Below are 13,736 nucleotides of genomic sequence, written 5' to 3' on the forward strand. Positions count from 1 at the left end.
GAACCCTGTCCCCTGCCCGTCTCTGTGGTGGCTGGCCTATCAATGTTCCAGCGACCGGAATTTCTCGCGCAAGTGGTTACGAATACCGATAGCGGTCAGGTTCAGGCCCACGATCACCGTCACCAGCAGGAAGGAGGTGGCGTAGACCAGCGGGCGGGCCGCCTCGACGTTGGGGCTCTGGAAGCCGACGTCATAGATGTGGAAGCCCAGGTGCATGAACTTGCGCTCCACATGCAGATACGGGAAGTTGCCATCCATCGGCAAGGTCGGTGCCAGTTTCACCACCCCCACCAGCATCAGCGGCGCTACTTCACCGGCTGCACGGGCAATCGCCAGAATAAGGCCGGTCATGATGGCCGGGCTCGCCATCGGCAGCACGATGCGCCACAAGGTCTCGGCCTGGGTGGCGCCCAGTGCCAACGAGCCCTGACGGATGGTGCTCGGGATCCGCGCCAGCCCCTCTTCGGTGGAGACAATCACCACCGGCAGGGTCAGGATAGCCAGGGTCAGCGCCGACCAAATCACGCCAGGTGAACCAAAGGTCGGGCTCGGCAGCGCTTCCGGGTAGAACAGCTGATCCAGCGAGCCACCGAGCGTGTAGACGAAGAAGCCCAGACCAAACACGCCGTAGACGATGGAGGGCACGCCCGCCAGATTGATCACCGCGATGCGGATGATCTTGGTCAGGCTGTTCTTGCCTGCGTACTCGTGCAGGTAGACCGCCGCCACCACGCCGAGCGGGGTCACGATGATCGCCATCAGGAACACCATGAAGACGGTGCCGAAGATGGCCGGGAAGACGCCGCCCTCGGTGTTCGCCTCACGGGGATCGTCGGATACAAACTTGCCGATCTGGTGGAACCAGTGACCCACCTTGGCCAGCAGGCTCATGTCGTTGGGCCATACCACATCCAGTACCCTGGACATGGGCATGGTCACCAGCTCGCCACGCATATCCTTGACGGTGATGCTGTCCCGGTCAGCCTGACTGCGCAGTGAGAAGAGCTCTTTTTCCAGCACCTGATAACGATCGTTAAGGGCCTGACGTTCACGCTCCAGCTGAGCTTTCAGCTGATCGGTCAGCTTCTCTTCCAGCTCGGCCTTGCGCTCTTTCAGGCGCAGCCGCTCCAGCTGATAGTTGATGCTGCCGATGTCCCCTTTTTGCAGATCGTTGGCCTGTTCGGAGAGGGCATTGGCTCTCGCCAGCACCCGCTGCAGGGCAGGATGCAGATCCGAAGTCAGCTCGCGGCCATCCTCTTTTACCCCGACGATATAACCGTAGAAGTTACCGTTGGTGGCACGCTCAACCATGGCCAGCTCGGCTGGCTGGCTCTGGGACTTGATGTCAGTCTCCAATACCCAGCGAAAATCGAGGTCGACGAACTCACGGTTGCCGGTCTTGACCAGATAGCGGGTCAGCAGCTCGCGCTCTTCCCCCTCCAGCGGCAGACCTGCGGCGCGCAGTCGCTCCACCGGCACCAGCTCGCGATCGTTGATCTCGCCGATCAGCACGCTCTTGTTGCCGCTGGCGTCCTCCAGCTGCCACTCATAGATGGGGTGCGGCCAGAAGTAGACCAGACCACGCCATCCGATCAGCAGCAGCAGACCCAGTACCGCCACCAGACTCAGGCTGACGGCTCCGCCGGTCATCCAGATCCAGGGGGCCCCTGATTTAAACCACTTACCCATTGTCGATTCCTTGTCCATTACAGAGCCGCCCCTTACATCGAGCTGTATTTTTCACGCAACCGCTGACGGACAAACTCGGCCAGGGTGTTGAACATAAAGGTGAACACAAACAGGACGAAGGCCGCGAGGAACAATACCCGATAGTGGGAGCTGCCCACTTCCGACTCCGGCATCTCCACCGCAATGTTGGCGGCCAGAGTACGCAGCCCCTGGAACATGGAGAAGTCCATGATGGGGGTGTTGCCGGTAGCCATCAGTACGATCATGGTTTCGCCCACGGCACGGCCAAGGCCCATCATCACCGCCGAGAAGATGCCCGGGCTGGCAGTGAGGATCACCACTCGGCTCAGGGTCTGCCACGGGGTAGCCCCCAACGCCAGCGAGCCCTGGGTCAGGTGCTTGGGCACCGAGAAGACCGCATCTTCGGCGATGGAGAAGATGGTGGGGATGACCGCAAAGCCCATGGCGATACCGACCACCAGCGAATTGCGCTGGTCAAACTTGATACCCATTTCGTGGGTCAGCCAGATGCGCGAATCACCGTGCATAAAGGCATTCTCGATGAGCGGGCTCAGGGCGAAGGCCCCCCAGCCAATCAGCAGCAGCACTGGAATAAGCAGGATGGCGTGCCATCCCTCCGGCAGCCAGGACTTGCCACGCTCCGGCAGGTAGTTCCAGACCAGTGCGGTCAACAGCATCCCCATCGGCAGCAGGATCAACAGCAGGATCACCCCGGGCAGCGCCCCCTCTATGATGGGCGCCAGCCACAGACCCGCCAGGAAGCCCAGGATAACGGTCGGCAACGCCGCCATGATCTCCACCGTCGGTTTGACGTATTTGCGCAGCCCCGCCGACATGAAGTAGGCGGTATAGATAGCACCGGCGACACCGAGCGGCACCGCAAACACCATGGCGTAGAAAGAGGCTTTCAGCGTACCGAATACCAGTGGCACCAGGCTCAGCTTGGCTTCAAAGTCGTTGCTGGCGGAGGTGGATTGCCACACATACTGGGGCTCCGGATACCCTTCATACCATACCTTCTGCCACAGGGCCGACCAGGTCACCTCGGGGTGATCGTTCTCCACCGAGAAAAGCTTGAAGGTCTCCCCTTGCTGCATCAGCAACAGGTTGTGACGGGGGGAGATGGCCAGGGCAGAGAGTTCACCCCCTTCCACCGTCTCGGTCAGCAGCTTGGTCTCGCCAGTGGCGTGGAAGAAGCTGATGATGCCGTCCTTGTCGGCACTGATGAAGGCTTTGCGATAGTGCTCGGGGGTCAGAAGATCCACCGCGCCATCGCCCTTGAAGTCACGGATCTGAGTGAACTGGCGTTTGCCATCTTTTGCCACTTCAAACCACTGGGAGATGATGCCGTTGTCGTTGCCCACCAGCAGGGAGGAGGCACCGGAGAGCAGCTCGACCCGGGTCACGTTGGCATCTGGCGCATTGATCTCCAGCACATTGCGCACGGATATATTGCTCAGGTCATGAATGTCATAGACAGAGAGACGATTGCCTTCCCGCACAAAGAGGATCCGCAGATTGGGAGTCAAAAGCATCTGATCCACATGGCGCGGCAGGGACGGAATGGTGTAGTTCTCACTGCTCCACTCAATCTCGCCGGAGAGGAAGTTCTCCTCACCGCTCATCACCATCAGTACGCCACGACCATCTTCGGTCACGGCGGCGGTCGCCATCTTGTCCTTGGTGGCCTCAAATACCATGGCACGCAGCGCTTTGCCCTGCGGATCGACCACTACCGGCTCCTCGCCAAAGGGATATTGCAGACTGGGTTCGATCACCCGCACATCGTTGGGATAGGAGACCTTGAACGCAGGCTGGACGACCTGCGCCTTGCCATCGGCGAAACCGTAGGCGATCAGCTTCTGACCAGGGGACGGTGGCGCCACCGCAGTGACATCACCGGTGACCTCAGCATGACCAAGGGATTGCCCGACCTTGATCTTGTCATCTCCCTGCACCGCGAAGAAGTTGACCAGTCCTTTATCGCTGAAGCGATAGCCGATCTCGTTCTGCTCTTCCACGCCGAGCCAGGCGGTCTTCCCTGCGGCAGGCAGGGTAAATGAGGCAGTTGGCTCCATGGAGGCGCCATTGAAGATGGGTCTCACCACATAGAGCAGATAAAAGAAGATAAGCAGCAGCGCCACCAGTACCAGGGCTCCGCCTGTGGTGACGCCATATTTGGCCAATTTATCCTTGATCCGGCGTTTTCTACTGCCCGCCATGACCAGGTTTAACGATTCCGATGACATGCAAGACCTCAATGTAAGCTAGGCTTGGCGGCATTATATGGCGGTTGCATGACAGTTTTGTTACATCGAGAGCGCTTTAACCGAGGTTGCTAGTGGAAAAATGGGCGGGGGTCCTTTCGAGGGAAAGTGAACACAATATATTGTTTATAAAGAGATATTTGTGAGAATAATCAGCAAGGGCAGCCTATGCTGCCCCCAAATGATTCAGGAAAGGGCATCGTTTGATTGTTGCAGCGCCAGTTTGGCCGCCTTTTTCTCGGCGCGGCGACGCTTGAAGAAGGCCGACAACTGGGCCGAGCAGGCATCGGCCAGCACACCGCCGGTCAGCTCGACACTGTGGTTGTGGCGCGGGTCCTGCAAGATCTCGAACACAGACCCCGCAGCACCGGTCTTGAGATCACGTGCGCCGTAAACCACCCGCTTGACCCGGCTATGGATCAGCGCACCGGCACACATGCAGCAGGGTTCCAGCGTCACATAAAGTGTGGTGTCGAGCAGGCGGTAGTTCGCCAGCTGCTGGCCCGCCGCCCGAATTGCCATCACCTCGGCATGGGCACAGGCATCGTGTTCGCTGATGGAGCGGTTCCACCCCTCGCCCACCACCTGACCATCCAGCACCAGAACGGCACCGACCGGGATCTCGCCAATCCCTTCGGCCCGAGCGGCCAATGCCATGGCATGGCGCATCCACTGTTCGTCCTGCGCGGTCTGACTCGGAGCCTGACCCAGTGTTTCTGGGACCTCTGATGGTTTCACGCCCATCCCCTCTTTATATTGTTCAATTGTGCTGTTTGCATTCCAGCTATCCACATCTGTAAATAATTCCATAGATAGCAGGCATGATAGCTCGCGGTGACAGGGCAGCGATTATGCCAAATCTGCACGTCAGACCCAAGCCGCATCCCGGCTGAGCAATAAAGAAGCAATCGGCATCTCTATGATAAAAAAGGAGTTGCACCCGTTTGGCCATGCTATTAGACTTCCTCCCCGTCAGCCGAGTCTGACTCCGTCGGTGTGTAGCGCAGCCAGGTAGCGCATCTGCATGGGGTGTAGAGGGTCGGAGGTTCGAATCCTCTCACACCGACCATTTTCCCCGAGAATAGCCCAGTCAAACGACTGGGCTATTTTTTTGCTTCCGATTTATCCTCCTGACGCCCCCCGCCTATCAAGCACAAAAATCACTCAGAACCACTTGAATCTTTTTGCCGAACTCATTAAGATTCGCAACTTTCCGCCGGTAGACAACACAGGGAGGTGGAAACACAAGTGAAGGGATCACTGTCCGGCTTGCGTGTAACACAGGACCAGGCATGAACCAGAACACCGATTTCGCACCCGCCATTACACTTTATTCCGTTCCTCATGACACCCCTTGCCACACCGAAAGCGAAGACGAACAGGTCATCCAGCTGGATGTGATCGATCTTGCCGAACCGGATGATGACTATTGAGCCCGGCCAGATGGCCGCTCAATCACCAGCACATCGCCTGTTCAACGCACTCAGTTTCAGGCCCTTGGCGAGAAATCTGCAAAAAACGACAAACTGCTAATTCTATCAAGGATGGCAGTATTATTGACTAATGTGTCTCCCCCTTCCCTCTCCGGCATTCCCCCCGACAACTGATACAAACCTACGTTATTGCGCTTCACTTTCTATCGCTGCAACCTCTGGTGCCAACAGAGCCTGCATCACCACACCAAGTTTAAAACGCACGTTCACCCATCAGGTCTAGCATTAGCAAAACATTCATTACCACATTCAAACGCGCTTTATACGGCTGTTTTGTCACAGCCTGGAGTTAGGTCGGGATTTGTTTTTGCATTTGTAATTTTATTACGTAATAAGTTACAAAATGAGGGGCAGGGTAACGGCCCAAATTAGCCGTTGTCCGATGGGAAAAAGCAGGAGCATAACCATCTGCGTAGAGCTTTTATACCAATCCAATAAAGCAATAAAAAACATCAACTTAACCATATCGAAAAAACGGGCGTTTAAAAAAAACTGTTGACGTACTCAACAATATTTCGCACCTTATCAATCGTGTTACCCCGTTGTTGCGGGAACGTTTCAGGAACAGGGATTCGACTTTAGTCGTAGTTAATAAGTTCAAAATGTAATTCTCAAAGGAGTGAACCTTATGTCGGCACCGGCTCAGACCCACTGCAGCGCCCGCCTTCGCATCCAGGGCGAGATGCTACCCGAATACGCGCAAATTCTGACGCCGGACGCGGTGGCTCTGGTCTCCGAACTGGTGGAACGTTTTGCTCCCCAAAGAGGGGAATTGCTGAAACAACGTGTGGCACGCCAGGCCCGTATCGATGGCGGCGAGCTGCCGGACTTCCTGCCGGAAACCGCCCACATCCGTGAAGGTGACTGGACCATTCGCGGTATTCCCACCGACCTGCAAGACCGCCGTGTGGAGATCACCGGCCCGGTCGAGCGCAAGATGGTGATCAACGCCCTCAACGCCAACGTCAAGGTGTTCATGGCGGATTTCGAGGATTCACTGGCTCCCGCCTGGAATAAGGTGATCGAGGGCCAAATCAACCTGCGAGATGCGGTCAACGGCACCATCTCTTACACCAGTCCGGAAGGAAAGGCCTACACCCTGACCCACAATCCGGCGGTGCTCATTTGCCGGGTGCGTGGTCTCCACCTGCCGGAAAAACATGTCACTTTCGATGGCGAGCCCATCCCAGGCGGCCTGTTCGATTTTGCCCTCTATTTCCTGCACAACTATCAGGCGCTGCTGGCCAAAGGCTCGGGCCCCTATTTCTACGTGCCCAAGCTGCAGAGCCATCTGGAAGGGCGCTGGTGGAGCGAGGTATTCGCCTGGACCGAGGACAAGTTTGGTCTGCCCCGTGGCACCATCAAGGCCACCGTGCTGATTGAAACCCTGCCAGCCGTATTCGAGATGGATGAGCTGCTCTATCAGATGAAGGATCACATCGTTGCCCTCAACTGTGGCCGCTGGGACTATATCTTCAGCTATATCAAAACCTTGAAGAACCATCCGGATCGCGTCCTGCCTGATCGTCAGGTGGTGACCATGGACAAGCCGTTCCTCTCCGCCTACTCGCGGCTGCTGATCAAGACCTGCCACAAGCGCGGAGCGCTGGCGATGGGCGGTATGGCTGCCTTTATTCCGGCCAAGGATGCGGCCGTCAACGAGCAGGTCTTCGCCAAGGTTAAGGCCGACAAGGAGCGCGAAGCCAACAACGGTCACGACGGTACCTGGGTCGCCCACCCTGGCCTGGCTGATACCGCCATGGCGGTGTTCAACGCCACCATTGCGGTTGGTGCCAAGAACCAGATAGGCGTGCTGCGCGAGCAGGATGCCCCCATCACCGCCACCGACCTGCTGGCCCCCTGTGAGGGCGAACGGACCGAGGCGGGGATGCGCACCAATATCCGGGTTGCCCTGCAATATCTGGAAGCCTGGATCAACGGCAACGGCTGCGTGCCCATCTACGGTCTGATGGAAGATGCCGCCACCGCCGAGATCTCCCGCACCTCCATCTGGCAGTGGATCCGCCACGGCAAAAGCCTGTCGAACGGCAAGGTGGTGACCAAGGCGCTGTTCCGCCAGATGCTGGCCGAGGAGCTGGAGGTGGTCAAAGCCGAGGTGGGCGCCGCGCGCTGGCAGGCAGGACGCTTTGCCGAGGCAAGCGAACTGATGGAAGAGATCACCTGCGCCGACACCCTGATCGATTTTCTGACGCTGCCCGGTTACGAGCGGCTCTGAATCACGGGCCCCCAGCGGGGCTCGCCAATAACAAGTCAATGGAAACGTGAAATCAATGAAAGAGGGAACTGATATGGCACTGACCCGTGAGCAACAGATCCAGGCTATCGAGAAAGACTGGGCGGAAAACCCCCGCTGGAAAGGGATCAAGCGCGGCTACAGCGCCGAAGATGTGGTGAACCTGCGCGGCAGCTTGCAGCCAGAGCACACCCTGGCCCAGCGTGGAGCCGACAAGCTGTGGGGTCTGATCCACGGCGACGCCAAGAAAGGCTACGTCAACTGCCTCGGCGCCCTGACCGGTGGTCAGGCAGTGCAGCAGGCCAAGGCGGGGATCGAGGCGATCTACCTCTCCGGCTGGCAGGTGGCGGCGGACAACAACTTGTCCTCCACCATGTATCCGGATCAGTCCCTCTACCCGGCCAACTCTGTACCGTCCGTGGTGGAGCGCATCAACAACTCCTTCGCCCGTGCCGACCAGATCCAGTGGGCCAACAAGGTAGGGCCGCAGGATGAGGGCTTTATCGACTACTTCCTGCCGATCGTGGCGGATGCGGAAGCCGGTTTCGGCGGTGTGCTTAACGCCTTCGAACTGATGAAGGGGATGATTGAAGCTGGCGCCGCTGGCGTGCACTTCGAAGATCAGCTCGCTTCGGTCAAGAAGTGCGGCCATATGGGCGGCAAGGTGCTGGTACCGACTCAGGAAGCGGTGCAGAAGCTGGTTGCCGCTCGTCTGGCAGCCGATGTGTGCGGCACCACCACCCTGGTGATCGCCCGTACCGATGCCAACGCCGCTGACCTGCTGACCACCGACGCCGACCCGTACGATGCAGACTTCCTGACTGGCGAGCGCACTGCCGAAGGGTTCTACAAGGTGCGTGCCGGTATCGATCAGGCCATCGCTCGCGGTCTGGCTTACGCCCCCTACGCCGACATGGTGTGGTGTGAAACCGCCAAGCCGGATCTGGACGAAGCGCGTAAATTTGCCGAAGCAATCAAGGCCAAGTTTCCGGATCGCATCCTGGCCTACAACTGCTCCCCGAGCTTCAACTGGAAGAAGAATCTGGACGATGCCACCATCGCCCGCTTCCAGCAGGCGCTCTCCGATATGGGTTACAAGTACCAGTTCATCACCCTCGCGGGTATCCACAACATGTGGTTCCACATGTACGAACTGGCCTACCAGTACGCCCGTGGAGAAGGGATGAAGCACTACGTCGAGATGGTGCAGGAGCCGGAATTTGCTGCCGCCAGCCGTGGCTACACCTTCGTAGCCCACCAGCAGGAGGTTGGTACCGGTTACTTTGACAAGGTGACCACTGTCATTCAGGGTGGCCAATCCTCGGTCACCGCCCTGACCGGCTCGACCGAAGAAGATCAGTTCCACTGATAGGCCTAGTCCCTTGAGATAGCAAAACCCCGGCCTGAAGCCGGGGTTTCTTTTTATCTGCCATTCAAACGAAAGTCAGACCACAACCGCACACCGCAGAGAGGATCAGAGCTCGAGGATCTCTTTGACAAAGGGGATGGTCAGCTTGCGCTTGGCTCGAAATGAGGCGTTGTCGAGCTGATTGAGAGTGGTGAGCAGGGTTCGCATATCGCGGGAAAGTCGGTTGAGCAGGAAGCGGCCCACATCGATGGGCAATTTGAAACCCCGCAGCTCGGCACGCAGCTGCAGGGCACTGAGCTTGCCTTCGTCATCCAGTTCTTCGAGATGGAAACTCACCCCCCAGTCAAGGCGCGAGGCGAGATCCGGCAGTTGCAGCCCCAGTTTGCGCGGTGCGCTGCAACCTGTGACCACCAGCGTCCCCTCGCCCTTCTCCTGCCAGCGATTGTAAAAATCAAACAACGCCCGCTCCCACACGGCATTGCCGGCGATCGCCTCGAGACTGTCGAGACAGACCAGCGGCAGGCTTTCGAGGGCATCGAGCATGCTGGGATCGAGCTGTTCAAATTGATCGAGGGAGAGATAGGCCGCTGCCGCATCGCGGGCGTTGACCTCGGCACAGGTGGCGTGGAGCAGATGAGAGCGTCCGGATCCCTTGGCTCCCCAGAAATAGAGGAAAGGCGATCCCTGACCGATGGCCGCATTCTTGAGGGCGGTGATCAGATGAGCATTGTTGCCGGGATAAAAACTGACGAAGGTTTCATCATCCGGTAGTTGTACGGCTAAAGACAGTTGGGCCGGTTGCTTCACTCGTTGGGCTTTGACTGTGACATTTGTGGCTAAGTGTATCATCGCAAAGGCAGATAGAGAACCGCCCGGACAAGCCGGGCGGTCTACAAAAGCCTTATAAAATCAGGGCTGCGACCATTGGTAACGCAAACCGCTGCCATTATCGTCAACCTTGCGCAAACGACTCTCGAGCTGCAGTGCCCGCACCAATTCGGCCTGATCCCCTTGCAAAGTAAAGTTGAAGGTGACCTGGTCCCCCTCCAGCTTGCCGATCGCCACCTTGCTGACGTTGGCCATCCCCTGCAGCATCTTCTGCACGGCGATCATGCTGTCCACTTCGGAGAGGCCATCTACCACCAGGGTCTGGCTGGTTGCCGGACCAGAAATACGGGCACCGTAGTTTTTCACCAGCCAGGCCGCCAGGGTATCGGCAAACCCTTGCGCCACTTCGGCCTGAGTGCCGGTGCTATTGCCACGGGTCAGCTCTGCCACTTCACCGGCCGCTTTGGGGCCGTAGAGTCCCCAATCGATGCTCCACTTGTCACCTTCCGGTGTCAGCTTGCCCAGCACCACCATCTCGGCGCCATAGCGCTGGCTTGCCTGCAAAATCGGGTCGGCAAAGCGTCCCCAGACGTCGGTGGCACTGACCGCCATGTTGTCATCGAGATCCATCAGCGGAATGCTGATGGGTAGCCCCAGCGTCTGGGCCTGCTCGCGCAAGGCTTGCGCCCAACCATCGCTGGATTGATCCGCCAGCAGGCGACGCTCCCCCTGATCCACCACCAGCCAGATCACCATCTGGGGACGCGCCGGGCCAAGCAGGGCAAACAGGCTCTCGGAGACCAGGCTGTTGACCTTGTCACTCTTGAACTCGGCCTTCAGATATTTGACGGAGTCCTGATCCTGATAGCCATAGCTTTTGACATAGTCGCCCGGGGCCGCCAGCGCCTTGACCACCACAGGTTGGGTGAGGATGTCGCGCTTGCCGGTGACCTTGATCAGCACCTGACCGAGAGCCTGCCCTTGAGCGGCCACCATATCGCCACTGGTCGGGGCCTTGCCCTGATAGAGGTCGGTCACCTGAGCGGCCGAGGCCATGAATGACAAGCCGCAGCAGAGGGCGGTCACAACACGTTTGAACATGAACAGAGTCTCGAAATGGGAGAGTTTGCTTATGGTAGCGGCAAGGCGCATCTTGCGGCAAGGCTGGCACAAGCTGCCACAAACAGCAGAGCCGGCTATGCGCCGGCTCCGATCACCCCTTCCACATGGGAAGCAGGTTAAGGTGTCAACTTACTTGGTACCGAAGATCTTGTCGCCTGCATCGCCCAGACCCGGCACGATGTAGCCTTTCTCGTTCAGCCCCTGGTCGACAGAAGCGCAGTAGAGCTCTACGTCAGGGTGAGCGGCTTCCAGCGCCTTGATCCCTTCCGGCGCGGCAACCAGTACCAGCACCTTGATGGATTGGCAGCCTTTCTTCTTCAGCAGATCGATGGTGGCGATCATGGAGCCGCCGGTGGCCAGCATCGGATCGATGACCAGCGCCAGACGCTCTTCGATGTTGCTGACGATCTTCTCGAAATAGGGAACCGGTTGCAGGGTCTCTTCATCGCGGTAGATACCGACCACGCTGACGCGGGCGCTCGGCATGTGCTCCAGCACGCCATCCATCATGCCAAGGCCGGCACGCAGGATAGGTACGACGGTTACCTTCTTGCCTTTGATCTGGTCAACTTCTACTGGCCCATTCCAGCCATCGATGATAACCTTCTCGGTTTCGAAGTCAGAGGTCGCTTCATAGGTCAACAAACTGCCCACTTCTTTGGCCAGTTCACGGAAACGCTTGGTGCTGATATCGCCTTCACGCATCAGACCGATCTTGTGTTTGACCAGGGGGTGTTTGACTTCAACGACTTTCATTATTATCTCCTCTAACCTGCCGCAAAAAAATCGCGGAATCATACAACAAAAGCCACCGCTTGTAGAGCATTTCCGCGCAAAAACGCGCAAACGATTTCCTTTCTGGTTTTTCACCGCCACTGTTAGAATACGCCCCGAATTTTACCCTCCACTTCTTTACATGACGGGGAATACTCGTGACTGACAAAACCTCACTGAGCTACAAGGATGCTGGCGTAGATATCGATGCCGGCAATGCACTGGTTGAACGTATCAAGGGCGTGTCAAAGCGCACTCGTCGTCCTGAAGTCCTTGGTGGTCTTGGCGGCTTTGGGGCCTTGTGTCAAATCCCTGCGGGCTACAAGGAGCCGGTACTGGTCTCCGGTACCGATGGTGTGGGCACCAAGCTGCGGCTGGCCATCGACCTGAAGAAGCACGACACCGTGGGCATCGATCTGGTGGCCATGTGCGTCAATGACCTGATCGTACAGGGCGCAGAGCCGCTGTTCTTCCTCGACTACTATGCAACCGGCAAGCTGGACGTGGACACCGCAGCCGCGGTAGTCACCGGGATCGGTGCCGGTTGCGAGCAATCAGGCTGTGCCCTGGTGGGCGGCGAGACCGCCGAGATGCCGGGTATGTATGAAGGGGAAGACTACGACATCGCCGGTTTCTGCGTCGGTGTGGTGGAGAAGAGCGAAATCATCGACGGCAGCAAGGTCGGTGAAGGGGATGCCCTGATCGCGCTGGCCGCCAGCGGCCCTCACTCCAACGGCTTCTCCCTGATCCGTAAAATTCTGGAAGTCTCCAAAGCCGACGTGCATCAGCCGCTGGGTGACCGCACCCTCGCAGATGCCTTGCTGGAGCCGACCCGCATCTATGTGAAACCTGTGCTCAAGCTCATCAAGGAGTGCGAGATCCACGCCCTCTCCCACATCACCGGCGGTGGCTTCTGGGAGAACATCCCCCGCGTATTGCCTGCCAATACTCAAGCGGTGATCGACGAGCAGAGCTGGCAGTGGCCGGCGGTGTTCAGCTGGCTGCAGCAGGCTGGCAACGTCACCCGTCACGAGATGTATCGCACCTTCAACTGCGGCGTCGGCATGATCATCGCCCTGCCCGCCAACCAGCTGGAGAAGGCGCTGACCCTGCTCAAGGCAGAAGGCGAGAACGCATGGCACATCGGTCATGTGGCCAAGGCGGCCGATGGTGAGGAGCAGGTCGTCATCAAATGATGCGGATCCTCGTCCTTATCTCCGGCAACGGCAGCAATCTGCAGGCAGTCCTCGACCACTGCGCCAGCGGCAAGATTGCCGGTGAGGTGGTCGGCGTCATCAGCAACAAGGCCGATGCCTATGGCCTGATCCGCGCACAAGAGGCAGGGGTGGCTACCGCCACCCTCAGCCAGCAGCAGTTTGCCAGTCGGGAGGAGTATGACGCCGCCCTGCTGGCGCTGATGGCTGACTATCAGCCGGATCTGGTGGTACTGGCCGGCTTTATGCGCATATTGAGCCCGCAACTGGTGCGCCACTTCGCCGGACGGATGATCAATATCCACCCCTCCCTGCTGCCGAAATATCAGGGGCTGCACACCCACCAGCGCGCTATTGATGCTGGTGACAGCGAGCATGGCGCCAGCGTCCACTTCGTGACCGAAGAGCTCGACGGTGGCCCGGTTATCCTGCAGGCCCGCGTGCCCATCTTTGAAGGGGACACGGCGGACGAGGTAGCGGCACGGGTACAGGCGCAGGAGCACAGCATCTACCCGCTGGTGGTGCGCTGGTTCTGCGAAGGCAGGCTGCAGATGGTGGACGGCGCTGTGCAACTGGATGGCGCCCTGCTGGGCCCCGCTGGTTACGCCTGCGAGTAACCGCTAACAACTGCATGTCAGATACAACAGGGAGGCTTAAGCCTCCCTTGTCATTTCTACCTACCGCACGATGGCAGCGGTTAGCTCG

Annotated in this window: 11 protein-coding genes and 1 tRNA gene; 6 read left to right on the forward strand and 6 right to left on the reverse strand. The window is 58.5% G+C overall.

What is annotated here, in order from left to right; all coding sequences use genetic code 11:
• Window positions 1-39: 39 nt before the first annotated feature.
• The 3 genes from pstA to tadA all read right to left on the reverse strand — a co-directional run bounded on the left by pstA (window position 40) and on the right by tadA (window position 4,715).
• Window positions 40-1,689 (reverse strand): phosphate ABC transporter permease PstA, encoded by a 1,650-nt coding sequence (pstA, locus tag G5315_RS16545; protein ID WP_042012620.1) that lies wholly within the window; start codon window positions 1,687-1,689, stop codon window positions 40-42.
• 32 nt (window positions 1,690-1,721) lie between these two features.
• Window positions 1,722-3,959, reverse strand: coding sequence for a phosphate ABC transporter permease (locus tag G5315_RS16550; RefSeq protein ID WP_421333439.1), 2,238 nt, complete (start codon window positions 3,957-3,959; stop codon window positions 1,722-1,724).
• 204 nt (window positions 3,960-4,163) lie between these two features.
• Complete coding sequence (gene tadA, locus G5315_RS16555) at window positions 4,164-4,715, reverse strand: tRNA adenosine(34) deaminase TadA (protein WP_266133794.1); 552 nt, start codon at window positions 4,713-4,715, stop codon at window positions 4,164-4,166.
• A gap of 254 nt (window positions 4,716-4,969) precedes the next feature.
• Between tadA and G5315_RS16560 the strand changes: the two genes are divergently transcribed.
• The 4 genes from G5315_RS16560 to aceA all read left to right on the forward strand — a co-directional run bounded on the left by G5315_RS16560 (window position 4,970) and on the right by aceA (window position 9,093).
• Window positions 4,970-5,046: transfer RNA gene (locus tag G5315_RS16560), tRNA-Pro, on the forward strand.
• Window positions 5,047-5,269: 223 nt separating this feature from the next.
• Entirely contained in the window at window positions 5,270-5,410 is a 141-nt protein-coding gene (locus G5315_RS16565; protein ID WP_421204665.1) for a hypothetical protein, read from the forward strand.
• Window positions 5,411-6,098: 688 nt separating this feature from the next.
• The gene (gene aceB, locus G5315_RS16570) at window positions 6,099-7,706 is read left to right on the forward strand and encodes a malate synthase A (RefSeq protein WP_421333441.1); all 1,608 of its coding nucleotides are present in this window, start codon (window positions 6,099-6,101) and stop codon (window positions 7,704-7,706) included.
• Window positions 7,707-7,779: 73 nt separating this feature from the next.
• The gene (gene aceA / locus G5315_RS16575) at window positions 7,780-9,093 is read left to right on the forward strand and encodes an isocitrate lyase (RefSeq protein ID WP_421333443.1); all 1,314 of its coding nucleotides are present in this window, start codon (window positions 7,780-7,782) and stop codon (window positions 9,091-9,093) included.
• A gap of 105 nt (window positions 9,094-9,198) precedes the next feature.
• On the opposite strand, the gene hda is transcribed toward aceA, so the two are convergent.
• The 3 genes from hda to upp all read right to left on the reverse strand — a co-directional run bounded on the left by hda (window position 9,199) and on the right by upp (window position 11,799).
• Complete coding sequence (gene hda / locus G5315_RS16580) at window positions 9,199-9,900, reverse strand: DnaA inactivator Hda (protein WP_013723920.1); 702 nt, start codon at window positions 9,898-9,900, stop codon at window positions 9,199-9,201.
• Window positions 9,901-10,002: 102 nt separating this feature from the next.
• Window positions 10,003-11,022, reverse strand: coding sequence for a DUF2066 domain-containing protein (locus G5315_RS16585; protein ID WP_421333445.1), 1,020 nt, complete (start codon window positions 11,020-11,022; stop codon window positions 10,003-10,005).
• A gap of 150 nt (window positions 11,023-11,172) precedes the next feature.
• Window positions 11,173-11,799, reverse strand: a complete 627-nt coding sequence (gene upp / locus G5315_RS16590; RefSeq protein ID WP_005334115.1) for a uracil phosphoribosyltransferase — start codon at window positions 11,797-11,799, stop codon at window positions 11,173-11,175.
• A gap of 176 nt (window positions 11,800-11,975) precedes the next feature.
• On the opposite strand from upp, the gene purM reads away from it, so the two are divergent.
• Window positions 11,976-13,013, forward strand: a complete 1,038-nt coding sequence (gene purM / locus G5315_RS16595) for a phosphoribosylformylglycinamidine cyclo-ligase (protein ID WP_421333447.1) — start codon at window positions 11,976-11,978, stop codon at window positions 13,011-13,013.
• Window positions 13,010-13,648 carry a phosphoribosylglycinamide formyltransferase gene (gene purN / locus G5315_RS16600; protein ID WP_421333449.1) on the forward strand — a complete coding sequence of 213 codons (639 nt, stop codon included), beginning with the start codon at window positions 13,010-13,012 and terminating at the stop codon, window positions 13,646-13,648. Before purM ends, purN begins: the two co-directional genes overlap by 4 nt.
• Window positions 13,649-13,736: the final 88 nt, after the last annotated feature.

The sequence above is a fragment of the Aeromonas sp. 603607 genome (genome assembly GCF_049171595.1).
Taxonomy (GTDB): Bacteria; Pseudomonadota; Gammaproteobacteria; order Enterobacterales; family Aeromonadaceae; genus Aeromonas; species Aeromonas veronii.

Bases quoted from the DNA above. Each gene is read 5' to 3' on its own strand.
- G5315_RS16585 (WP_421333445.1), bottom strand. From the start codon at position 11,022: ATGTTCAAACGTGTTGTGACCGCCCTCTGCTGCGGCTTGTCATTCATG.
- G5315_RS16565 (WP_421204665.1), top strand. From the start codon at position 5,270: ATGAACCAGAACACCGATTTCGCACCCGCCATTACACTTTATTCCGTT.
- purN (WP_421333449.1), top strand. From the start codon at position 13,010: ATGATGCGGATCCTCGTCCTTATCTCCGGCAACGGCAGCAATCTGCAG.
- G5315_RS16550 (WP_421333439.1), bottom strand. From the start codon at position 3,959: ATGTCATCGGAATCGTTAAACCTGGTCATGGCGGGCAGTAGAAAACGC.
- aceB (WP_421333441.1), top strand. From the start codon at position 6,099: ATGTCGGCACCGGCTCAGACCCACTGCAGCGCCCGCCTTCGCATCCAG.
- upp (WP_005334115.1), bottom strand. From the start codon at position 11,799: ATGAAAGTCGTTGAAGTCAAACACCCCCTGGTCAAACACAAGATCGGT.
- pstA (WP_042012620.1), bottom strand. From the start codon at position 1,689: ATGGGTAAGTGGTTTAAATCAGGGGCCCCCTGGATCTGGATGACCGGC.
- aceA (WP_421333443.1), top strand. From the start codon at position 7,780: ATGGCACTGACCCGTGAGCAACAGATCCAGGCTATCGAGAAAGACTGG.